We start from the raw sequence: 24,546 nt of genomic DNA on the forward strand, positions 1-24,546 counted from the left end.
TATGATCTCCTTAAGAATTATAGGTTTTGAAGGGTTTGAACAAATCGAACAATTTTCCATCGGTCATTTACACTCACTTGCGAAGCATGAGCTCCCATTCTTCCTTTACCCATCGTAATAACATGAAAGAGGTGGCCCTCTGGCTTATCTTTTACCGCTCTTGAATTATAAGGAGTTACTCCTTTAAATACTTTTCCAACTAATCCATCTCCTAAACCTTGGTCTCCGTGACAGTGCAAACAATACCTGCCAAAAAGAACCTTGCCTTCAGCCACTACATCGGCAGTAGAATCCATGGGGTTTTTCAAGGTTCTTGCAGCAAGTGCTAATGAATCTTTAGGTATTCGATAAGGCAAGGCCTCTCCTCTTCGAACGGTATTAGGTACGGCCTCCCGCATGTTCATTTCATTCGGGTTATTGGGATTGGAAGTATAGAATTCAGCTTCTACGCCTTCTTGAGAAGTCAACCATCGACCGGCTTCTTTGTCCTTGATTTGAGAAAGTCCTTCGTAAGGTACTGAGTGATACATCTGCGGAGCATATTCTACTCCAGTATCATTGCCTCTGGAAGCGCAAGATGCTACAACAAATCCTGTTGCAAGTATGACGATCCCGTTGATGTATTTATTAAAATTCATTTTAATATTTTTTCCTAATTAGAATCCTAAGATTTAGTCGAACTGTTTGTTATTCACTTCTTGAGCACCAGCATCAGACAAAGACTTTTTAATGTCAGCTTCACTCATGTTATTCTTATCTAAGTCGACTGCTACGATGTGCTTGTCATCAGTAATTCGCAAGTCAAAAATTCTTGGTTTAGCCCACGGCTTCAAGTCACTCACCACGAAGAAAGTGCCTACCATACCAAATGCACCAAGTAGTACTGTCAATTCGAACGTCACGGGAATGAAAGTAGGGAAAGGTAGAAAGTCTTTACCTCCTACGATCATTGGCCAATCTACCGTCATCATACCAATCTGCATAGTCAATGCCAGGACGGTACCACAGAGTCCAAAGATAAATGCTGCAATAGACAAACGTGATCTTCTGTAGCCAAGTACATCATCGATACCATGCACTGGAAATGGAGAATACACTTCGTGAATCTTTACACCACCTTGACGAACCTGAGTAATTGCCTTAAGCAATACATCTTCGTCATCAAATACGCCTAATACAAAGTTTTTACCGTCGCTCATTTTATTTCTTTTTTTCTCCGGTTGCCTTAATAATACTTTTAACCTCTGCCATGTTGATCACAGGGAAGAATTTCGCAAATGCGAAGAAACACGTGAAGAACAGACCAAATGTAAAGATATAAGTCCCTACATCCACCCAGGTAGGGTAGAACATCGCCCAACTTGAAGGCAAGAAGTCTCTATGCAAGGAGGTTACTATGATTACAAATCGCTCGAACCACATACCAATGTTCACAATAATTGAGATCACGAAAGTAGCGGCGATACTTGTTCTAATTTTTTTAAACCAGAATAATTGAGGGGATATCACATTACAAGTCATCATTGATGCATAAGCCCACCAGTAGGGCCCCAGTGCTCTGTTGAAGAATGCGTATTGCTCACCTTCTACTCCGGAATACCAGGCAATGAAAAGCTCGGTGATGTAAGCGATACCCACGATAGAACCTGTCACCATAATAATGATGTTCATCAACGAGATGTGTTCAATAGTGATATAGTCTTGTAGTTTGTAAACGTGTCTGGTCACAATCATCAATGTCAGTACCATGGCAAAACCGGAAAAGATCGCTCCAGCTACAAAATAAGGAGGGAAAATTGTGGTATGCCAACCTGGTATAACTGAAGTCGCAAAGTCAAAGGATACAATTGTGTGTACAGAAAGTACCAATGGTGTAGCCAGCCCGGCTAAAACCAAGGCTACCGTCTCATAGCGAGACCATGTCCTCGCAGCTCCATCCCATCCAAGGGCAAGCGCTCCATAAATATTTTTGCTGATGCCAGTAGCTCTATCTCTTATGGTTGCAAAATCAGGTACAAGACCAATGTACCAGAAAACCAATGACACAGAGAAATAAGTTGAAATCGCGAAAACGTCCCAGAGCAACGGAGAGTTGAAGTTTACCCAAAGTGAACCGTAAGTGTTAGGCAGTGGCAAAGCCCATATTGCCCCAATCCATGGCCTCCCCATATGAAGCAAAGGAAATTGTAAAGCACATATAACCGCAAAAATGGTCATCGCCTCTGCAGCACGGTTAATCGACATTCTCCAGCGCTGTCTGAAAAGCAATAAGATGGCCGAGATCAATGTACCAGCGTGACCGATACCCACCCACCATACAAAGTTGGTAATATCCCAAGCCCAACCTACGGTTTTATTAAGACCCCAGCTTCCGATACCTTCCCATACAAGAGTGAAGACAGCGTATGCGCCATAGCCCAAGAGTGCCAATGATACGGCCATTGCCGCATACCAAGATTTGGCAGGCGCTTGCTCTACTCTAATACAAATATCCTCAGTTACGTCGTGTACCGTTTTACCTCCTGTTACGAGAGGTTTACGAACTACTGCTTCTGCGTGCATATTGTTTCTAATTTATAAATTAAGCGTTCGCTTCGTTTTCTTCTTTATTTCTAATCTTTGTGAAATACCACACATTAGGCTTCACTGCAAGCTCTTCCAACACATGATATGCTCTTTCTTCTTTTACTTCTGGTCCGTTTTCACCATTTTCCAATTTCAACATTTTTGAAATTCTGGAATTTGGATCTTTCAAATCTCCAAATACAATAGCTTCTGAAGGACAGGCAGAGGCACAGGCAGAGTTAATTTCTCCATCCACCGGTCTTCTTCCATCTTTCTTAGCTTCCAACTTACCATGCTGGATTCTCTGAACACAGAAAGAGCATTTTTCCATTACCCCTCTTGACCGAACGGTAACGTCAGGATTCAATACCATTTTACCCAAATCATTGTTCATTGAAGTGTTTTCAGGGAACTGATCGTTGTCATGGTATTTAAACCAGTTGAATCTTCTCACTTTATAAGGACAGTTGTTGGCACAATATCTTGTACCGATACATCTGTTATAAGCCATTTGGTTCAACCCTTCCGTAGAATGGTTCGTAGCAGCTACCGGACATACTGTCTCGCATGGTGCATTGTTACACTGCTGACACATCATCGGCTGGAAAGTCACTTCTGGTTGCTCAGCAGCAACTTCCATTGCTCTCAAATCACCTTCTGGTGCATCACTGCTATAGTATCTATCAATCCTCAACCAGGACATTTCCCTTCTATTGAGTACTTCTTCTTTTCCTACTACAGGTACGTTATTTTCTGCCTGACAAGAAACTGTACATGCACCACATCCGGTACATGAGTTCAAGTCGATAGTCATCCCCCAATGATGGTTTGGGTACTCGTGCCCGGACCATAGCGATACATTTCCAGGTTTAGTCTTTCCACTATAGGTAGTAATCATAGGGAAATCTCGGCCTGCACTTGGGTCCTTTTGATATTTTGAAAGAATAGACTCTTGAATCACGTTCTCTCTACCCATATAGGTATGATGAGTTTGAGTCTGTGCAACTTTATATTCTTCTCCGCTCAATGCTACTGATACTCCGGTAGTCACCGCTCTGTTTTGGAATCCAGCTTTGTAGTCAATCAGCGGATAGGCATTGACTCCAACGTCTTTTGCTACTTTTCCAGCTTTTGTTCTACCGTAACCTACTGCCAACCCAACCGTTCCGTTAGCCTGACCCGGCTGTACCATGGCTGGTACTTTAACCGTTTGATTGCCTACTGTCAACGTAACCAATTGCGTAGTCATGTCGCCCAGTGTTAACCCAATTTCTTCTGCCATTTTCGGTGAAATGGTCAAGTAATTGTCCCATACGGCCTTAGTGATTGGATCAGGCATTTCTTGTAACCAAGGGTTGTTAGCCTGAGACCCATTGCCGATGGCTGCCTTCTCATACATCACAAGCTCAACGCCCGATGCTGTTGATTTAATTGTAGAAGCTGCGGCGGCTACATCTCCACCAAAAGTAACCGTCTCAACTGCAATAGTATTTTCCAATACACCTGCCTGTACAGTGGTATCCCAATAAGTTTGCTCATCTCCTGTGGCATTTGCGGTCCATCTTGATTTTACAAAATCAAAATAAGATTCCGAACTACCCGACCATACCAAGAAAGATTGTCCTACCTGGCGTGTATTGAATAAGTTAGAAATGGTAGGCTGAGACAAACTTAATTTACCTGTTACTGGCTCAAAATCATTCCATGATTCCAGGAAGTGATTGTCTGGAGCAATTGCACTCGTCAAGCTTGCGGTTTCATCCTTTCTATCCGATGTAGAAAGTGAGAACTTAGCTTTTTTCAAACCTGTAGCAATCTGCGCTCCCATAGCGTGATCATAAACAGGATTGCTATTAAAAAACAAAACTCCATCAATATTCCCTGCATTCAGGTCTTTGATGAAGTTTACCATGGCTTTGTCGTCTCCTTTTCTGGTATTGACTGCGGCTGCCATATTGATGGTTGTTGAATAGCAACCTAATAAGCTGTTGATCGCGTTGATCAGGACCTGAATATTTTCGTCATTAGATCCTGATACAACCAAAGATTTTGCTTTACTCGACCAAAGGTCATTGGCCGCCTTTGTAAGTACGGCAGTATCTCCAACTTTTGGAGCTGATACCGAAGGAGCACCAGCCTTTGCGGCAAGCATGTTATATAAGTTCGCTACGTAAGTCCCTTGCTGAGATGGCTTAATTGCATTTCTATAATCTGCGTTTGAGCCAGTCAATGAAAGGTTAGACTCGAAAGAGTATAACCTCGACATGGTTTTCTTTTTATCGTTCAGTCTTCTCGTTTGAGCAAATTGCTTACTGTGAAGTGTGGGGTTTAACCAATTGCCTAAGAAATCAGCATCAAAAGAAACAATTGTATCTGCCTGACTGAAGTCATAAGAAGGAATGGCTCTTTTACCAAAAGATTTTTCATTTGCTGCTAAAGCTCCACTAAATGAAGCCTGATCGTATTGGATGTGCTCAATTCCAGCATACTTAGCCTTCAAAGCGTCTATAGTGGCCAGTGTTGATGGACTAAATACTGAAGAACTTACTAAAGCAATTCTTTTTGATTCAGCCAACTGGTTAGCAACCTCTTTGTCCAATTCATCCCAGGTTACAGATTTACCTCCGAACTCAGGTCCTTGCAATCTTTCTTTATCATATAATGACAATACTGAAGCTTGCGCTTGAGAAGAAGTACCTCCCCCACTTACAGTGGATAATTTGTTTCCGTCTATTTTGATTGGACGACCTTCTCTGGTTTTAACAACGACACTGCAATACTCATTGCCGTTCACATAAGACGAAGCATAATAGTTTGGAACTCCGGGATCTACGTCCACAGGCTTGTTCAAATAAGGAATCGCTTTTCTGACCGGGGTTTCGCAAGCAGCTAAAGATGCGGCAGCTACTCCAAATCCCATCAATTTCAAGAAGTCCCTTCTACTGGCTCCAGCTCCTTCCGACTCGCCACTTATTGGCAAATATTCTGGAAACTCTTTGTCAGCATGCTTTTCGAATTCCGGGTTTTTGGTCAATTCCTCTAACCCTTTCCAATATTGCTTTTTGGTCTCTTTCATGTGTTCTTACTTGACTTTATTAGTCGCATGAGGCGTTTACCGCTTCATTAATGGTGTCTTAATATTCTTTATATAATTAATAGTGGCATTTAGAGCACTCAAGTCCTCCAATGTCCTCTACTTTCATTGGTTCTTTGCTATGCGAATTGTGCATATCTACCAACTTATTATAATAATCGTTTCCTTTAGTATTCACATCTGTCTCTCTGTGACAGTTGATACACCAGCCCATAGTCAGTGGCGCATATTGTGAAACTTTTTCCATTTCTTCAATCGGTCCATGGCATGTCTGACATTCTACTTTACCAACTTCGACGTGCTGCGAGTGATTGAAATAAGCTAAGTCGGGTAAGTTATGTATTCTAACCCACTCAATTGGTTCGTTGTTTTCAATCGCTGCATAGATCTTTTGAATCTCAGGAGATTCAGTCTTGATCGATGAGTGACAATTCATACAAATATTCGGTGATGGAATATTTGCATTCTTACTCTTTCTTACACCAGTGTGGCAATAGTTACAATCTATCTTGTAGTCTCCTGCATGAATCTTATGGGAAAACGCTATTGGCTGATCTGGTTGATAGCCTTGCTGTACACCAATAGTAAATATGCCGTCGATAGCTGACTTCATGATAATTGCTGTAAAGATGAAGGCTGCCAAACCAAGGAACGCATTGCTTTTTACCAAAGCCCCTAAGTCGAAAGTTTGCTCTGCTATCTCTCTGTCATCCTCAGACAAATCATCCTTCTGAGACAAGTATTTTTTCAGCATGGTAATAATCATCGCCAATACTGCAAGGATTAAAACCAAAACCACCAACAGCACAATCATTACTGTATTCACAAACTGGGATGGTTCTTGAGCAGTAGCATCTCCTCCGGTTGATGCTGTAGTCTCTTCTACTGCAACTACAATTTCTTTAGCTGACTCTACCTTAAGGTATCCGACAATAGCGGCTATTTCCGCATCTTCGAAATCGAAGGCTGTCATTTCCGTTTTATTGTATTCGTTATAGAGATTCACGGCGTATTCATCACCACTCTTGATTACTTTCTGAGAGTTTTTGACAAATGCTTTGATCCAGTCAAGATTTCTTCTCTTGTGAATATCTCTTAACGCAGGCCCGATCACCTTATCGTTTACAGCATGGCAAACTGTACAGTTAGCCTTAAATAATTTCTCTCCAGTTGAAATGGCCGCCTCATCTGTTGGAATACCGTCTGCGTCCTGCGCAACAGTCACATTTTGAGTGAACAAAACTGAAAAAATCAAGGAGAGGAAAAGGACGGTTTTAGAGCTTAAAAAACGCGTTCCGGAGTGTAAACTATATTTTTTTGACATCAGTTTTAGCTTTCCTTTTTTGTAAAGTGGTGCAAATGTAACATCGGGTAGTTGTATTTCAAAAACATAATAATGCCTTCTACGTAGCTCGACGAAATACCCCCCACGATTAGCACATTATCTCACTGTATATCAAGTCATTACATGAGAAAATTTAGGGCAAAAAAATACTATTTAGAATTGATATAAATAACTAATTTTCCTCTTTCCTGTTTCGCCCTCACATTTATTTATATAGTATAATTTTCACTACTTAAGCGATAAAATTGAGATTTCCACTCATTAAATTTTTATACATAATATTCTTATGTATATTTGCCTTATGTATTCAAAAGAACTACTCAAGGGCACGCTGAAAACGATCGTGCTCAAATTGTTATCAACCAATGGGCAGATGTATGGCTATGAAATCACGCAAAAAGTCAAGATACTGACCAACGAAAAGATTCAATTGACTGAAGGTGCACTTTATCCCACATTGCACAAATTGGAAGCAGATGGAATGGTGACTACTCGTGTAGAAAATATAGGCGGACGTAAAAGAAAGTACTATCAGGTAACTGATTTGGGCAGCAACGAAGCTACCTCCAGATCAAACGAATTCACGGAATTTGTTCAAACAATGCTATTGCTGCTCAACCCACAAATAAGTAAGTAATCTTAATAACTTGGAAGAACATGAAAACATTGACAAAAACGCAATACCTCTATATAACCAATGACCTTAAAGCGAAAGGACTATCTAAGGGCTTTAGAACGGAATTACTAGATCATATTTGCTGCATGGTAGAAGAACAACTTTCGGAAAATAAAACTTTCGCTGAATCTTATTCACAAGCTTTGAAAACCTTTGGAGATGTTGGATTTGAGGAGCTGAAGCAAACTTCTCCGATTGTGAAGAAACAGCGGCGAACTTTCATCAGTCAAATATTAACCTCGGGAGTGGCTGCGTCAATTTTTATGATGGTCCTTGGAGTGGATGCACAAGAGCCTCCAACAATTTCACCGCTTGATCACTACAAAAGAATAACTTCCAACTTCGGAGAAAGATACAATCCACTTAAGAAGAAACAAGATTTCCATAGAGGAATTGACTTTTCTGCTGAGGTGGGCACACCCGTTCAATCCACTGCTTCTGGAACCGTGAAATCAACAACCAACAGCCCTGGAGGGTATGGTCTTCATCTGGAAATCCAACATGGCGATGGTTTCGTCACTAAGTACGCCCACTTATCTGAGATCAAAGTAAAAGAAGGAGAAATGGTGACTCTCGGACAAGTAATCGGATTATCTGGTAATACCGGATGGTCTACTGCGCCGCATTTGCACTACGAAGTGATCAAGGATGGAGAGTATGTTGATCCTAAAAACTATTTCTTAGCACAAGAAGAACATATACAGGAAAAAGTACTTTATCAAAAAGCTAACTGAAGTTCGGATGTAATCTCTACTCCCTCATCTTTGATCTAATTGAAGATTGAAAAGGCCATCATTGACTCGAAGTAGTATTGGCATTTAGTAATCTTAGATGTATGTTTGATCCATCGAATTGATCTCGACTTGACTAACATAGACAACGTTCGGCACTGGCTTAATTTTCTGTATTTGATTCTCAAAAAGGGCAATCTTTTCAGGATAACTTTCGACAATGAAGCTTACAAGCGCCAGATACATCAGTACCATATTTCGGATAATCAATTTGCAAATGTAGAAGTCAATCTATCAAGATGGAAAAAGTTTTTACTAAAGTTTCCTGTTATTGGGCAAATTGTATCCCTAACTAGCCTGTACAGGGACCAACGCCGATGGCCCATATTTGTATACCATTGGCCTGAGAAGAAACTGGCCTTCGTACGGATATCTAAAAATGCCAGCACTACTATTCTGGCGTCTATCATGAAGGCTCAATTTCCACACTTGGATATTACCACTTGGTCTGTTGATGAAATCAATCTACTTGCGCAGGCCAGTATGAAACCATATATTGAAGAGGGATATAATAGTTTTACGGTGGTAAGACATCCTATTGACAGGCTTAAGTCATGTTATTTTGATCAGGTATTGGATCGTGCTGAACTTTCATATTTTAGCCGTCTTTATTTCGGAATCTTTCCTAAAGATATTTCCTTTTATCAGTTTGTAAAGAGGGTCATGAATATACCAGATGAGCTAAAAGAGATCCATTTTAGGAAACAGGTTAAGTGTATTCCTCAAGACATTGAACTCCGTATTTTCAAATATGAAGAGTTTGACGAGGAACTTACCGCATTCTTAGAATCCTATGAGGTTATAGTTAAGAATATGACGCTGAATAAAAGGACCAGAACTCCAACCATAATTAACCACGGTGAAATCAAATCACTTATAATGGAAGGCTATAAAGAAGATTTTATCAAGTTTGGGTACAACTAAAGCATGATCAAGTTAATTACAAAAAATAATGAGTTATGCGTCGATTCTGGCTTGTTTGAGGACTTCACGCCTGAGTCCTTACTTTTCTTAGGCATGCGTACGGTAGTTCGTGGTACCAAGGCAAGTCATTCCACTTCCTTCTATCATACTTTACCGATAGAGCATACGAATATGTTTCCGGTAGAGGTGAGTTGTAACGGAAGCCATCCCACATATAGTGAAGTATCAAAAATTTGGTTGGCTGAACCGCTGATCCATGCTTTGACTTCGGACCACGAAGAAGAGGTGAATGTCACTGTGGAAAGAAAGAAAGAACACGACAAAATAATCATATTAAATTGCCTTGATTCATGTTACGGCCATGCCCTCGACAAACTCTTTAATATTCAACGTCATCTCGATCATCATGCTCATTTGGGTTTAGTTGTTATTATTCAGTCCTCTATGCGGAACTTAGTACCAGAAGGAGTGTCAGAAATTTGGGAATTAGATACACCCTTTAAAACTTTCGAACATAGGATCAAGGGTTTTGATCAACTAGTGAAAACACGAGTCCTGGAAAGTAAAGAAGCATACTTAAGTCGGGCAGACATGAACCTGGACTATAGTTTACTACGTATTCCTTTATTCGTTAAGCATAATCCACTACGATTTGACAAACTTTATGAGTATCCTGCCAGGATTACATTTATATTGAGAGAGGATAGGTTTTGGTTGACAAACAAGGTCAATCATTTTTTATATCTGGTTGCCAGAAAACTCGGTCAGCTGTCGTTGATCAAATTCTACTTCATTATTCTTCAAAATCGAAACTTTCGGAAACTCGCAAAACTGCTAGTTAAACAATATCCCGATCTACAAATCACAGCGATTGGAATTGGCAGCCCCGGCGGTATGAATCGATACGTTCAAGACCTGAGGGAGCCCTATCAGGAGTACAGAATGCACGAGGATGAAAGATACAGATTATACTCAGAATCACATTTGATTTTCGGCGTACATGGGTCGCATATGATTTTGCCATCTGCGCTAGCTGGGGCATTTATTAGCTTGCATCAGGACTTCAAGATTCCTCACTTCAGCGAAGATTTCATACCCAGGCACTCAAACCCTCAACGTCAAGCATTTCTTGGTCGCTTTCTCTCCGACAGAAACTCACCGAAAGCTATAGCATCTCATATCAAAAACTTGTTTGGGGCTTTGTATTCAATGGAGAAAACAAAATTTTAAGATTGGATTCGTTAAAACAAATTTTATATTCCTCCTTCATCCATCTTAATCTTCATCAAGACTGAAAACGCATCGTTGATATTTTTTTGTTCTACTACAATTGAGAATTCGTTAGAGGTGGAGATAACCTCAATGACGGTGATTCCATACCAGGCAATCATTTTGAAAATATAATAGTACAGACCATAAGCTCGAATATTCGACGCTTTTAGCATGACAGTCGCGGAACTAAGTTGGCTGTTACCAGTGACGTAAGTTTCCTTTTCAAATATTCGTTTGACACGATCCACAATATTTTCACTTACTATCAGCGTGCGTTCATACATACCTTGGGTAAAAGAACAATATGTATCTGGCAGATTTTGAACCTCATGCAATAAACGAGTTTGATTTTCAGTCAAGGTTGGAGAATTCGCATAGGTAAAAGTGGAAAGTCCTGAGCGCACAAATATATCTCCAATATGTTCGCGAAAATTCTTTGGATTTAAATTCAAGGCATTAGCGCCCATGGTTGAGCGACGCTTGAGGGCCATAAGGATAGAAGCTTCGGTGGCATCCTTCATTAATACTTTCGACACGTAAGGTTGAAGCAAGCGTGCCAATGAGGAGTAGTTAATCAAGTTGGCCGTCATTGCTTCCTCTATAAAGGGCATTTTTCTTATGCCTTCCTCTACAATATCTGATATTTTTTTCATGCCGTTAAATATTTAACAAAGTGCAAATATTATGAATAATTACAACATTTATTTCACACCACAGTGCTTTAAAAATATTTTTGACTCAGAATTTAAAATTGAAACTCAAAATGTCAGTAAGAACTCCTTTTTATTACTATGATTTAGCACTTCTCGAAAACACCCTGCAGTCCATGACTGAAGCAGTTACTAATCCCAATTTTAAAGTACATTATGCAATAAAGGCCAATGCAGAAGATCGAATTCTTCAGACTATAAAAGATCATGGACTTGGCGCAGATTGTGTGAGTGGTAATGAAATTAAGAAAGCGTTAGAAATTGGTTTCGAACCGCAAGATATTGTCTTAGCGGGAATTGGAAAATCTGACGAAGAGTTGGATTTAGCTATTTCCCATGGAATTCATAGTATTAATTGCGAGTCAATTGAGGAACTTGAGGTGATCAATGAAATCGCCGAGAGACATAATGCCATTGCGAACATTGCATTTCGAATCAATCCCAATGTTGACGCCCAGACGCATCACAAGATCACCACTGGATTAAATGAAAATAAATTCGGTATTCCGATCACAGAATTGGACGCAGCAGTCGACGAAATTCTTCAACACAAAAACCTTGCGCTGAAAGGAATACATTTTCACATTGGCTCTCAAATTTTAAGTCTTAACCCCTTTGCCAATCTTTGCCAACAAGCGAATAATGTAATCGATAACCTTAAGGCGCGAGGTATTTTTTTAGAGCATATCAATGTAGGTGGGGGTCTAGGAATCAACTATACCGATCCAGATGCTCAGCTCATTCCTAACTTCATAGAATACTTCAAAGTATTTGAGAAATTTCTAAGGCTAGAAAAAGGACAAACCGTGCATTTCGAATTGGGGCGTTCTATTGTTGGCCAGGCTGGCTCTCTAATTTCGAAAGTACTGTACGTTAAAAAAGGTGCCAATTCTAATTTCGCCATCATTGATGCAGGCATGACAGATTTGATGCGTCCGGCACTGTATAATGCTTTTCATAAGATTGAAAATTTAACAAAGGATGGAAATAACGAAAGCTACCATGTGGTAGGACCAATTTGTGAAAGCTCAGATACCTTTGGCAAAACAGACTTGCCGAAAACGTCTCGTGGAGACTTTTTGATGATAAGATCTGCTGGAGCTTATGGGCAGGTACTAAGTTCTAATTACAATTTGAGAGATCGAGCTGAATCTATTTATTCAGATGATACTACTCTTGAGGAGTACATTTCAAACAGCAAAGAGGTACTTGAAGAGCAAGCCTTCTAAGTATTACAAAAAACTAATTAGTTAAATTTAAAGGATTACGGCGGGCAAGTTCCCGCCTTTTCTTTTCCAATTCTCATTTGCGCCGCCTTTTAGCAAATTATTATTTACCCGTTTTCTTCTTCAAGAGTCCCCAAAAAATTGTACATTTAAAATCCACACTTAAGACCCGGGTATTGTCCGACTGTTTCGGCGATATTTTTACAAGGATTTATTAACGCAAAGTTGATTGACAAGTGAAAAAAAACTTATCAAAGCACATTTCGGGAGCTAGCTTATTCCTAATAGTGCTGTTGATTGCGATTGGGATTTTTAGCATGATGAGGGTGTACAACAGCCACAACTCTATTGATGAAGTTGCTCGTATTGATGTCCCCTTGATAGAAGCCATGACTAATATTGAAACTCATCAGCTTGAGCAATCTATTAATTTCGAAAGAGCGGTACGCTTCGCAGAGGAAATTGGCAAATACGACAATGCCCGTAGAAACTTCAAAGTTGCAGACAGTCTGTTCAGGAGTCTTGCTCTACTTGTAGATGAAGAATTACTTCTAGCAGAGGAACAGGTAAAAACCGGGATAAGAGATGCTATTTCTGATAATCAGCGCATTATAATGAAGGAGTTGCTTAACTCACTAAAGAAAATGGAGAAGGAACACCTCACCTACGAACGAGATGCCCTGGCCGTAATTGACCTGCTCATTTCTAACAAAATTTCAGAGGCGATGGAAAGAGTAGTCGATGTGGAGGCTGAAGAAGAAAAGTTCAATAAAGAAGTCGAGCATGTGCTGATTCAATTGGAAAAATACACCGAACAGGTGGTTAAAGCAATTGAGATCGAGGAAAGAACAACTCTTCGATTGGTAGTCCTATTCACTTGCTTTTTCGTAATGGCTTCCATTATCATTTCATTTATGTCCAGCAATAAAACCAGCATTCCAATCAATCAATTAACAGAGGGGGTAAGGCGCGTAGCACAGGGTGAAAAATCAGTACAAGTGAATACACCTCCTTCGGGCCTAACCTCGGAGCTAACTACTACATTTAATGAAATGGTCATAAAACTGCAGGATGCGCAAGAGGAAATTGAGCGTCATATGCACTTTTCCAATAGAACAGCTCGAGACTTGACTGCACCCATCACTGATTTAAACCACCTCTTGGACAAACTAGAAGACAAACCTGAAGACTATAGCCAAATTCTTGAAAATGCCAGAGCTTCAGCTTTACAAGTTCAATCTATCGTGCAAGCCTTAAATGAGGTCAATGCCCTGCGAGAAACACTTAAATCAAAGACGGAAGTCTTAAATTTTGAAAACATCCTCAGCGAGGTAGAAAAAAGTATTGAATATGAAATGGAAAATTCTAATGTAATTATCACCAAGTGGTTTGCCAAGTGCCCAACGGTGAAATACCCATCAGAACAACTAAAAAGTATTTTCCTTCACCTAATCACCAACGCCATAAAATACTGCAGCCCAAATCGATTACTTGAAATAGAGATGGAATCTTATGTTGAAAGTGGTCATACTGTCTTGGAAGTCCGAGACAATGGTGTAGGGTTCGACTCTAACATTAATGGCCTGGAAATTTTGGAACCTTTCAAGCAATTAGACTCATCGAAAGGTGGAAATGGCCTCGGTCTCTACCTCATCAAAACCATTATTGATCATCACCATGGTCATATTGACGTTAAAAGCAAGCTTGGCAAAGGCAGCATTTTTACCATCTATTTAAATTAACCGACATATTACTCCTTTTTAAGTTACCCATTAAATGGTCAAAACCTGATTGATGAAGTAGCCAAAAAAAATCATTTTGCTCAGACCAAAACAGCTTCTGTGATTACACTTTCTAAAATTTCCAAAACTTACACAAATAAGGTAACTGCCTTGTCAGAAATAACTTTTGAAATTATGGAAGGTGGAGTGGTCTATGTGCTTGGCGAAAGTGGATCTGGAAAAAGTACCTTGCTCAAGATAATTGCAGGATTGGAAGACTCAGATCATGGGTCGGTCTCAGTCGGCAACGAAATAATTACCGGGCCTTCGCAGAATCTCGCACCTGGTTATGACTCGATTGCTCATGTAGCACAGGATTTCAAACTTCAGCAGTTCTGGACCGTGCGCGATAACATTGGGAAGAAAATCTCACATTATTCAAAAGTGGATAAAGAGGAAAGAATCAGGGAGCTGCTTGCTCTATGCAAACTGGAATCGCATGCCGATAGATTCCCTAAGGAACTATCCGGAGGACAGCAGCAAAGAATAGCAATAGTTGCTGCTATCGCTGATGAACCTGATGTAGTTCTTCTCGATGAGCCTTTTAGCAATCTCGACTTACCTATGAAGTCAGAGGTGAGAAAAGAGATAATTAGTATGCTCAGGGCATTGGGAATAACAGTTATGCTAATCAGTCATGATCCGGCAGAGGCCCTGGCTGTAGCCAACAGTATCATCTTATTACGAGATGGAAAACTCGAACAAATGGGTACTCCGGAAGAAGTATATCGAAATCCTATTTCCTTTTATGCTGCGAAATTTTTAGGGCCGGTCAATGAACTATCAGTCAATAAAAAGAATGAACTCATACGACCCGAAGATATCAGAATTGTATCTTCCGGATTGTACGAAGGTCAAATTGAGTCGACCACTTTTATGGGCATGCACTATCAGGTTTATATTTCATCTAAATTATCTTCCAAAGCTCTATTAGCTTATTCTAGCGAAGCTCTAAAACGAGGACAATCTGTTAGATTCAGTATAGCCTAATTTTCTGATAATCAAACGTATAAAGTTGTAAGCATGGTTTTTTGAACCTTTTCTTATTCTCATTGGTTAGATATTGGAATTTAGAAGAAACCGTTAGTATCATGGATGCATGCAGAGAAATCATAACACCAGAACTCCTGGCCAAAAGTGTCGATTATAAATCTTATCGAATGCTAGTAGAAGAGCGCCTTAAAGTGGGTAAAACTACAGGAGAAGACCACTCGGAATCTCTCATTAATTTTTCCCAGCTGAATCTTCAAAGGATGAAAAAATGGGATAAAATCATTCAATTATCAGAAGACCTAAAGCTTGCTATAGGTCAAATTGATAGCAAACAAGAATGGATCGTCTTAACTGAGGGCTGGTGCGGTGATGCTGCACAAAATTTACCGCTGATTAATAAGATTGCTGAATCCAATGACAATATCACGCTGAGATTGCTATTGAGAGATGAAAATCTTGATCTCATGGATTGTCATTTGACGAATGGTGGAAGATCCATACCTAAACTTATTGTACTCGATGCAGAGACTAAACAAGAATTAGGCACCTGGGGCCCAAGACCTGCACCTGTTCAGGAAATGCTCTATGAAATGAAAGCAAAAGGGGATTTTTCTTACGAATACTTTTCGCTGCTTAGTCATACCTGGTATGCTAAAGATAAGTCCAAAACTGCGCAGGGAGAGTTTTTGTCAATAATCAAGAATCTGTGATCAATCCAATTAGGGTCTAAATCTTGATTGGATTACCTATATAATTTGCTTTCCATAGCTAAGCGAATCAATTCCACCGAGGTTTTGACTTGTAGCTTGTGCATAATATTTCTTCGATGAGTCTTCACTGTATGCTCACTGATGAATAATGTATTGGAGATGGTCTTACCATTAAGTCCACCGGCCAGGCACTTAATGTACTCTTTTTCTCTTTCCGACAACTCATCAAGACCGGTATTAGACTTACTCCTGACTCTGAAATAGTTAAATACCTGGTCATTGCTTTTATGATGGAAATAGTTTTTCCGCTCGCTCGTGATGACGATCACCAGTTGAGTGAAATACAGGTTGGTGCCTTCGTGGCGAACAATGACACCACCACCTTCGGTCTGCCAGAATTTAGAGGTCGAAGACTGATTGGCGCTGGTAGTGGCGCAGGACTTGGGTCAACCGGGAGGGCTCCAAACTATGACCTTGCAACTGACGCAGATACCTGCACACAATCATGTGATAACCAACACACCCACAGTTCAAAACAAATTATCCGTAGCTGGATCTGGCACCCTGAAATAGCCCTTTTTTACATACATCAGGTGGATATGAGTCCATAAAAAAGGCAGCCAACTTGGCTGCCTTTTACATTATTCAGCGCGTTACTTATTATTTATCGTCGTATCTCATCATCGTGGTCTTCGATATGTTGTCTGCGTCATCGCGATAGACCACATAGGCAATATCATTGTCAACAATCATATCCAGGTGATTGACATTTCCTGTAGAAAAACCTGCGTCACCTAGTGGCGACCAGTTACTTCCATCGAAATTCATCACAGTCGCCTTTCCACCATTGAAGCTATCGCGGAAGGCTACATGAAATTTGTTGTCCATGATTCCCATTTTGATATACTGTCCGCTGCTCAGCGAAAATCCTGCCGTACCAAGTAATGACCATGCTCCTTCAGAGTATTTCATTACTGTCACCTTTCCGGCCTCGTCGTTATCAGAAAAAGCCACAAGGGGAATGGCACCGTCGAACATCATGTGTACATGACTCGCCTCGCCCGAACTAAATCCGGCCGTCCCTACCACAGACCAATCACTGGTTTCAAATTTCGCCACTGTCACTCCTGAGCCATTACCATCATCTTGATAAGCTACGTAGGGAATGTCGTTGTTGAATCTGAGCGTTATATAGCTTGCTGCTCCAGTTGAGAAACCTGGTGTACCTACGAGCACCCAGTCACTACCATCATATTTCATTACAGTCAGTTTTGCACTCCTACTCCAATCCTTATATGCGACATAAGGCACATCGTTGTTGAATACCAGGCTTTGATACTCCGAAGTAAAGGATACGGCGTAAGATCTCTTAGCAAATCCTTTTGACCCGACCAACTGCCAACTGTCATTTTCAAACTTCATTACGGTCGTTTTTCTTCCATTCACATCGTCTCTATAAGCTACATATGGAATTCCATTATTAAAAGTTAAGCTCTGGTGAGTGGCATATCCATCAGAAAAGCCTGCAGCACCTACAACCTGCCACTCGTCATTCACAAATTTCATAACGGTAGTCTTGTTTCCATTTTCTTCATCTCTGTAGGCTACATAGGGCACTCCATCATATATGGCCAAGCTCTGATTATGGGCTTTTCCTGCTGAAAATGCCGCTTCGCCAATTACATTCCAGCTTGGCAAAACATCAGTCAGCGTAATGGTGACACCTACTTCCGTAGAAACATCCCCAGCAGAGACTTTTACGGTTGCAGTCAGCTCTGTTCTGACCTCGTAATCAAACAAGAGCTTATTTTTTACTGTTAGTCCACCCGTACTCGCATCAACAGTAAGCGCTCCAGCCGGCTCTTCGGCAATGATCGAAAAGACAAAGTCTCCAGCATTTGTAGTAGCGGATATACTCCCTATATGCTCTTCATTTTCTGGGTTCTCGGCTATTGTTTTGGTAAAGTTTTCTGAGACAACGCCGGAGACGTCTACACTAATATTGACCGTTTTGCTTACGTCACCGTTGACTACTTTGGCCATGCCGGTAAGTTGCTCATTTACGGTATAGTCGAACACAGAAGCATCTCCTACAGTCAGTTCCCCGGAAGATTGGTCCAATTGAAAGGCGCCCGATACGCTCTCAGATTCTAGTGAGAATGCAAGGCTTCCTAAGTTGGTTTCAGCCTTTAGGTTACCTATGACATCCCCGGCACTGGGGTTGTTATTTATTGAGGCTGAAAAGTCTTCTACGGTCAGTTCCACAGTTGGAATTAGATCGTCTTCACTACACGACGCCAACACGAGCATCATAAAAATTCCATTTAATACATTTTTCATCTTTCTTTTATTTTCTTTCACTTTTTTCATGATCTTTTATATCCGTTCATTAATAAAAAACCAGATGTGATTTCTCTGGTTTGTGATCAATCCAAACCAAATATATGAGGGGTAATCAACCAGATTTGCCGAGATGATTATTCGTATGGTGTTCTCGATTATTCGTTGAGAATGATCTATTATTTGTTTTGGTGGAGGCAAAGTGTTTGTCCACTTGACTAACTGAAAAGAATAGGTAGGAAGAAACGGCACGGAGATTAACTGCTGTTGATTCGGATAGATTCCCCTGAAAAGCAAAAGAACCGAAGCAGAAAGGTAATTCGATGGGAATTAATATCGGATTCAAAAGAACAGGCTACTATCTAGAGAGTGTACCTGTCTGTAGGCTGAGAGAACCCGCTCTACTGGATATGATGAAGCCAATAGGCCTTTGGGCCATTTTCTTGCAGCCTATGGTTATCTTACTTTTCTGCCATCCTTTTAGAAATTGCAATGGCGTACTCAGTAGCTTTCTGCTTTGTCATGTCAGCTACTTTTTTATCGTCTTTACTATAGAAGTTGACATAGCTGAATTTGTCCCAAACAGCTTTGCCCAGAGGAGTCCCTGGCGCACAACTCACAAAGCTATCTTCGTCATAGGTGATCATATAAAGACCGTAACTATTGAAAAAAACAGGAATACCTAACTGTTTACTCGCTTCTTCCTGATAAGAATATACGGCCGGAATGCATCCTTTTTCACAACCAAGTGCGGCCAGCATTTTTTGCCCGTTTACTTCTCCGTACTCCATCTTTTTTATCTTGGTCGGACCCTGAGCTGAACGCTCAGCTTCCAGCAGCTGATAGTCTCCATTGATGGCAGTAGTAGCCACACCTGATTGTGCATGGGCGGTCAGTAAAAATGCCACATAAATAAGGAGAGTCGAAAATAATTTGGTCTTCATGATTTTTCTTTTTTTCTAATAACAAACACCTTGTTAATTAAAAGTATACAAAAATATTTGTGGCCGAATGTGATTATCTGACAGATGATTATCCGATGCCGTGCGTCGATTATTCGTTCAGGTATATTTAGTATTTGAAAGATTGTAGGCCATCATAGGTCTATAGCTCTTCTAATGCAGACATCAGTGCGTCCTTTTTACGAATAGCTACTGGAAGTGTACTTCCATCTTTCATATGGACGATTCCTCCCTCTTTTTTTTCATACCTATCAAAATGAAGCAGGTTGATCAAGTGCGATTGGTGGGCTCTAAAAAAAGATTGGCCCTCAAAAAGTTTGTCAAACTCTTTCATGGTTTTAGACACCATCACCATGCGGCCATCTAAGAGAAAAAATTTCGTGTAATTAGCTTCAGATTCACATCTGATAATATCTTTTACCGATACCAAATATACCGTTTCGGCATCCTTGAGAATGATTTTTTGGTCGAATGACGGAGTGCTTTTGTTTTGAACCAGATTAGCTACTTTCAGGTTTTGAACATCAGAATCGTGAGTTTGAGCGGCTTTTTCCAGGGCTGATTTTAAGTCGTCCGGATCTACCGGCTTCAGTACATAGTCAATAGCACTATACTTAAAGGCCTTGATAGCATAGGCGTCGTGCCCGGTCACGAATATCAACTTAAAATCAAGAGGCCCATAAATGGACAACAAGTCGAATCCGGTTCCGTCCTTCATTTCCACATCGAGCAAGACCATATCCGGTTTGTGATTGCGAATGCAAGTTAACCCCTCCTGCACACCACTGGCCTCCCCTACCACTTGTGACTCACTCGCATAGAGAGAAAGCAAAATTTTGAGGTTCTCACGAACCATGGCATCATCATCAATTAGAACTATACGCATGTTGATCAGATCAGACTCAAATGTAGCTGAAAGGCACTTTCAATTCAACCTTAGTTCCCTGTATTTCGCCTCCTTCTCCCTCTATATTTCCTAGTATCAGCTGAATCTTTTTTTTCAGTGTTTTATTGAAGATATCCATTCTTTCCTGGATAATGGTAGAAGACAAGGAAGTATGATCACCAGCGCCCGGACGGCTTTGTTCGAACCCTCCTCCATTGTCTTTGACAACAATCGATATGTATTCTCCTTCTTTTTCGAAATGAAGATTTATTTGCCCTTTGCCTTTGGCCTGCGAGATTCCGTGCTCGATTGCATTTTCCACAAAGGGCTGAACAAACATAGGGGGTATGGTATCTGTTTCAGGATCGATGTTGTCGCCTATATGAATTTGATAATCAAAGGCGTCATCCATTCGCATTTTGTGGATATCCATGAAATTGGTCAACATCTGCAATTCGTCTTCCAAAAGAATGAATTCCTGTCGTGAGTTTTCCAGTGTTTCTCTCATCAGTTTTGAAAACTTAGAAAGATAAATTGCAGCCTCTTCAGGTTGCTTCTTTAGCATGAAATTTTGCACTGCCAGCAGGGCATTGGAAATAAAATGGGGATTGAGTTGGGAGCGAAGAAAGCGCTGCTCCAGCTCCATTTGTGCCTGCTTGCTCTTCAAGGTTCGCTGCCTCAACACCATATACACTCCGCTTGCTATTAAAACGAGCAAAATCACTCCGACTAAAATGGCTATATTTTTTTGCTTAATTTCTAAGGCTTGAATCGTTGATTGTTGTGACAACGCAGCAATTTCGGCTTCCTTCTTTTCCGTCTCATATTTGGTTTCTAATTCTGTCAATTGTTTTGACTTTGTTGCATCAAGTATTTCATTGCTGAGCTTGGTGTATTCAAATTGAGCCTTATAGGCTCCTTTGAAATCGCCAAGTTCTCTATAAGCAACTGCCAAATCCTTATACACTTTATAATACAGTTCCTTTTGTCTTGATTTTTCCCCGACTTCAATTGCCCTTAGCCCCTCATCAATTGCTTTTTTGTATGCTTTCAATGCAATATAATTTGTGACATTATTGGCATAAGCTGACGGCAAATATTGATCGTAACCTAAGGAATGGGCAATTTCAATCACTTGATTATTAGACAGTATAGCTTGCTGATAATTACCTGACATATTATGAGCGTAGGAAATGCCCTGCAATAATTGCACCTCACTATTCTTATTCTTTTCCTTCTGATTTACTTCCAAACCTTCTTCGAAATACTTGAGAGCCAGATCAAATTCTCCGCTATCCGTTTTGAGATAACCGAGCCATTCGAGCACGCTAATTTCCCTTGCCACATCCCCAATATCACGAGTAATTTGAAGCATTTCCAAAAAATCAGATGTTCTCAGTTTATGTGGTTGGTGGTCATAATATAAGGTGGCGATATTGAGTTTTGCCGTAATGGCAAGAGGCTTTTCGTCTATTTGTTCAGCAATTCTTAGTGCATATATATAGTTATTCATGGCAGAATCAATTTGTCCTCTGTGCTGATACATAATTCCTAAACCAACGCTGGTGGAACCAATAGAAAGACTGTCTCCTACTTTTTTTGCAAAGTCCTTCCCTCTTCTCAAATAATAAGTACTTGAATCAAAGTTGCCGGCAGATTGATAGAAATAACCCAAACTGCTGAGCAGTTGTCCCAGGTCCTTCTCTAACTCATGGTCTTGCCCGATTTTGACCGCTTTTTTATAGTAATGAATTGTACTATCCAATTCTCCTAAGCAATGTTTGATATCACCATAGTTCTCTAGGGCCTTTGCCAGTCCACGAGGATAGCTCTCAAAGGCGGGTGATTTTGTTATTGATTGATAATATGTCAATGCAACACTGTCGTTATCGCACTTATAGAGTGCCATTAGACTATTCAAAATGTCTATCCTATCATGGCCGGTTGATGTCCTCAAAGTGAGCTGAAGACTATCGATCGAATGGGTTTGAGAAAATATTTGATGGGTGACAATGAATAAAAGGATACAAAGCACCCTTTGAAATTTTAGCATAAAGTGTAGTGTTGATCAATACTAAATTACATCGTAGAATTGGATTCATTCTATTTTCATTCAAAATTTCATGTCTGAATATATCTACCAATGGAGCCACCAACGAAACGTAGCGTGAACACACTATTTATAATTGCATTAATTGAAAAAGCTGGAACTGTAGAAATCGTCCTGGTCAAAGCCAGTTCTCCCACTGAACTATGAACTGTTAAAAAGTAAAAATCGACCTTGCTAATTTGGATGAGTCAAGATTACAATGATAGATTTATCCTTTTTTAAAATTTAACTTTAGTTGATAAAACTGCGCTGCCGCATTCACCACTTCTTTGAATTCCCTGTAATGTTTTTTGTTGATTGAGACCTCGTGATAGTTTTCTGAAACCCTAATCGTGATCTTCTGATCAGAAACCTCAAATTCAGAATGAAACGAAGCAATTACATCCCCTTCCACATCGAGTATTCTGTCGATAACAAAGGCATCCAGATTTACGGCCTTATAACCTTTTGGCACATCTACCAAAAAGGTGTGCTGATAAGACAAAGGAGATTCAAGCTCGATTGGGTTACTGCGAAAACCAGGGTCGGTCAGTTCAGTCTGAGGGCCCAAAACTTTACCAATAGATAAGCTATAGGCTTCCCCATTCTTTTCAAAGAGGCTATTACTTTGCAATTTGGCATGTATTTCTAATACCTCGTTTTCATAATTGCTCTCCAGGTCATCGTTTACGACCCAAATGCTATCCACTTTTGTTTCATCTATTTCAGCTCGGACTAAATCCGAGAGGATATGCTTACCCTGTTGCCTTATTGCCCCTCTCAAATTGTACGCCCGATATCCTTGATACCAATTAACCTTATGAAGATTGAGTACATTCCAGTCTTCATTTATATGGAATCGAGTAGTAACGCCTAACCGATTATCGTCTGCAGAGGCGATCGGAATTTGATCCATTCTGGATCTCAATTCATTTTGCTTCTCATCATAATAAATATACAAACCTTGATTATGCGCCAATTGAGGCGGAGCAAATCCAAGTTTATATTCCATTGAATAGGGAGAAATGAATTTTTCCCACTTATTAAAATAAAATAGAATCTCCTTTACGTTCAAGTAGGTCGGAAAATCAGGATCAAATTGCGCCAGGTTTCGATCGCATGTTGCCACTATCTCAGGATTGATCCCAAAGTGTTTAAGTGATTTTAGCATTAACCTAGAGATGCCTAGAGCGTTAGTTCGACGATATTTCAACACGCTATCCACTTCAATCAATCTCAAATCGGGTTCATTCACGATGGTAAAACTATTTTTGATAACCGTTTCAATGGCCTTAATCTGATCCTCCTCTTGTGCATACCTATTTATTCCAAGGACGAATTGATCGAAATATACAGAAGTGGTAGTGTCTATGAGATTGTCTACAATCTCTCCAACTATGGGAATCCAGTTATTGGTAGCTCCCATGTTTCTATTGATGATTTTATAATCGATGCGAAATCTATCGGCCTGAGGCACAGCATAGTGCTCAGGAATATAAGGATCAATTTGAAAGGTTTGGATTGAGGGATCATTCCCTGATTTAGGCGAATTGTAAGCTTTAGTCATGAAAGACATATTGTCTGGATGAAAAATGCGAAAATCCATAGATTTTACAGGTAGTTCTTGCTGAAAAACCTCACGCCCGTAGGACCAATATTGATCAAGGTACACATACATGTATTCTATCTGTGCTCCCGGGATTGCCCCTTTGGCTTCAAACATTTCACATGTTCCTCCCCAAGGACAAGCACCTATCGATCTGTTTCCTTCATATTTAGTAGAGATGACGCGCCCGTCTGACTGGACTGTCCTGATTTTTAAATCGAGTAGGTTTCTACTAATATTCAACGGAACATACACGTATCGATACTCTGATGTTGCCAGATCATTATTAAGATGAATTTTCTTGTAGTTGGTCAGTCTGCGAAAAATTTGAAAGTCCTCCTCTACAAACTCAACATAGCGCTTGTCGCTGAGTATCAATGCTGGATGCAGTTCATCCTCGGCAGTGATGGTTTCATATGTTGCCTGAGTTGCCCAAATTGTTGGGATTGACGGCTGACCAAAGCCCAAATTCGAAATGAGAAGTAATGCGAGAATAAGCCAGAGATATTTAATCATATTGATAACCTAATAACTATTGTATTAAAAAAAAAAATGCCGTTGGCATCCAGATTACCT

At 40.3% G+C, this 24,546-nt stretch carries 20 protein-coding genes; 9 read left to right on the forward strand and 11 right to left on the reverse strand.

Going from position 1 to position 24,546, the window contains the following annotated elements; genetic code table 11:
• Window positions 1-17 precede the first annotated feature (17 nt).
• The 5 genes from ABJD64_RS15290 to ABJD64_RS15310 all read right to left on the reverse strand — a co-directional run bounded on the left by ABJD64_RS15290 (window position 18) and on the right by ABJD64_RS15310 (window position 6,983).
• Complete coding sequence (locus tag ABJD64_RS15290) at window positions 18-638, reverse strand: cytochrome c (RefSeq protein ID WP_348183042.1); 621 nt, start codon at window positions 636-638, stop codon at window positions 18-20.
• Between the two features lie 33 nt (window positions 639-671).
• Window positions 672-1,199, reverse strand: coding sequence for a DUF3341 domain-containing protein (locus tag ABJD64_RS15295; protein ID WP_348183044.1), 528 nt, complete (start codon window positions 1,197-1,199; stop codon window positions 672-674).
• A 1-nt stretch (window position 1,200) separates the two neighbouring features.
• Window positions 1,201-2,562 (reverse strand): NrfD/PsrC family molybdoenzyme membrane anchor subunit, encoded by a 1,362-nt coding sequence (gene nrfD / locus ABJD64_RS15300; protein ID WP_348183046.1) that lies wholly within the window; start codon window positions 2,560-2,562, stop codon window positions 1,201-1,203.
• A gap of 19 nt (window positions 2,563-2,581) precedes the next feature.
• A complete protein-coding gene (locus ABJD64_RS15305) occupies window positions 2,582-5,641 on the reverse strand; it encodes a TAT-variant-translocated molybdopterin oxidoreductase (RefSeq protein ID WP_348183048.1) in 3,060 nt (1,019 codons plus the stop codon).
• Between the two features lie 76 nt (window positions 5,642-5,717).
• The gene (locus ABJD64_RS15310) at window positions 5,718-6,983 is read right to left on the reverse strand and encodes a c-type cytochrome (RefSeq protein WP_348183050.1); all 1,266 of its coding nucleotides are present in this window, start codon (window positions 6,981-6,983) and stop codon (window positions 5,718-5,720) included.
• 322 nt (window positions 6,984-7,305) lie between these two features.
• Here ABJD64_RS15310 and ABJD64_RS15315 point away from each other — a divergent pair, with 322 nt between their 5' ends.
• The 4 genes from ABJD64_RS15315 (at window position 7,306) to ABJD64_RS15330 (ending at window position 10,625) form a co-directional block, all read left to right on the forward strand.
• Complete coding sequence (locus ABJD64_RS15315; RefSeq protein ID WP_348183052.1) at window positions 7,306-7,641, forward strand: PadR family transcriptional regulator; 336 nt, start codon at window positions 7,306-7,308, stop codon at window positions 7,639-7,641.
• A 20-nt stretch (window positions 7,642-7,661) separates the two neighbouring features.
• Window positions 7,662-8,414 carry a M23 family metallopeptidase gene (locus ABJD64_RS15320; protein ID WP_348183054.1) on the forward strand — a complete coding sequence of 251 codons (753 nt, stop codon included), beginning with the start codon at window positions 7,662-7,664 and terminating at the stop codon, window positions 8,412-8,414.
• Window positions 8,415-8,588: 174 nt separating this feature from the next.
• Window positions 8,589-9,395 (forward strand): sulfotransferase family 2 domain-containing protein, encoded by an 807-nt coding sequence (locus ABJD64_RS15325; RefSeq protein WP_348183056.1) that lies wholly within the window; start codon window positions 8,589-8,591, stop codon window positions 9,393-9,395.
• Window positions 9,396-9,398: 3 nt separating this feature from the next.
• Window positions 9,399-10,625, forward strand: coding sequence for a hypothetical protein (locus ABJD64_RS15330; protein ID WP_348183058.1), 1,227 nt, complete (start codon window positions 9,399-9,401; stop codon window positions 10,623-10,625).
• Window positions 10,626-10,648: 23 nt separating this feature from the next.
• Here the strand turns inward: ABJD64_RS15330 and ABJD64_RS15335 are convergent, their stop codons facing one another.
• On the reverse strand, window positions 10,649-11,320 hold the full coding sequence (locus tag ABJD64_RS15335) for a hypothetical protein (RefSeq protein ID WP_348183060.1): 672 nt from the start codon (window positions 11,318-11,320) through the stop codon (window positions 10,649-10,651).
• 80 nt (window positions 11,321-11,400) lie between these two features.
• On the opposite strand from ABJD64_RS15335, the gene lysA reads away from it, so the two are divergent.
• The 5 genes from lysA to ABJD64_RS15360 all read left to right on the forward strand — a co-directional run bounded on the left by lysA (window position 11,401) and on the right by ABJD64_RS15360 (window position 16,698).
• Complete coding sequence (lysA, locus tag ABJD64_RS15340) at window positions 11,401-12,606, forward strand: diaminopimelate decarboxylase (protein WP_348183062.1); 1,206 nt, start codon at window positions 11,401-11,403, stop codon at window positions 12,604-12,606.
• A 233-nt stretch (window positions 12,607-12,839) separates the two neighbouring features.
• Entirely contained in the window at window positions 12,840-14,345 is a 1,506-nt protein-coding gene (locus ABJD64_RS15345; protein WP_348183064.1) for a HAMP domain-containing sensor histidine kinase, read from the forward strand.
• Between the two features lie 99 nt (window positions 14,346-14,444).
• Window positions 14,445-15,374: an ABC transporter ATP-binding protein gene (locus ABJD64_RS15350; RefSeq protein ID WP_348183065.1), complete on the forward strand. Its 930-nt coding sequence runs from the start codon at window positions 14,445-14,447 to the stop codon at window positions 15,372-15,374.
• Window positions 15,375-15,475: 101 nt separating this feature from the next.
• Entirely contained in the window at window positions 15,476-16,087 is a 612-nt protein-coding gene (locus ABJD64_RS15355; protein ID WP_348183067.1) for a thioredoxin family protein, read from the forward strand.
• 287 nt (window positions 16,088-16,374) lie between these two features.
• Window positions 16,375-16,698, forward strand: a complete 324-nt coding sequence (locus tag ABJD64_RS15360) for a hypothetical protein (RefSeq protein WP_348183069.1) — start codon at window positions 16,375-16,377, stop codon at window positions 16,696-16,698.
• A gap of 49 nt (window positions 16,699-16,747) precedes the next feature.
• Here the strand turns inward: ABJD64_RS15360 and ABJD64_RS15365 are convergent, their stop codons facing one another.
• The 5 genes from ABJD64_RS15365 to ABJD64_RS15385 form a co-directional block, all read right to left on the reverse strand.
• Window positions 16,748-18,427, reverse strand: a complete 1,680-nt coding sequence (locus ABJD64_RS15365; protein ID WP_348183071.1) for a cadherin repeat domain-containing protein — start codon at window positions 18,425-18,427, stop codon at window positions 16,748-16,750.
• Window positions 18,428-18,888: 461 nt separating this feature from the next.
• On the reverse strand, window positions 18,889-19,371 hold the full coding sequence (locus ABJD64_RS15370) for a hypothetical protein (protein ID WP_348183073.1): 483 nt from the start codon (window positions 19,369-19,371) through the stop codon (window positions 18,889-18,891).
• Between the two features lie 160 nt (window positions 19,372-19,531).
• Window positions 19,532-20,275, reverse strand: coding sequence for a LytTR family DNA-binding domain-containing protein (locus ABJD64_RS15375; protein ID WP_348183075.1), 744 nt, complete (start codon window positions 20,273-20,275; stop codon window positions 19,532-19,534).
• A gap of 16 nt (window positions 20,276-20,291) precedes the next feature.
• Window positions 20,292-22,328, reverse strand: a complete 2,037-nt coding sequence (locus ABJD64_RS15380; protein WP_348183077.1) for a tetratricopeptide repeat protein — start codon at window positions 22,326-22,328, stop codon at window positions 20,292-20,294.
• A 265-nt stretch (window positions 22,329-22,593) separates the two neighbouring features.
• Window positions 22,594-24,486 carry a hypothetical protein gene (locus tag ABJD64_RS15385; RefSeq protein ID WP_348183079.1) on the reverse strand — a complete coding sequence of 631 codons (1,893 nt, stop codon included), beginning with the start codon at window positions 24,484-24,486 and terminating at the stop codon, window positions 22,594-22,596.
• Window positions 24,487-24,546 lie beyond the last annotated feature (60 nt).

It is taken from the genome of Reichenbachiella sp., assembly GCF_039944555.1.
Classification (GTDB): Bacteria; Bacteroidota; Bacteroidia; order Cytophagales; family Cyclobacteriaceae; genus Reichenbachiella.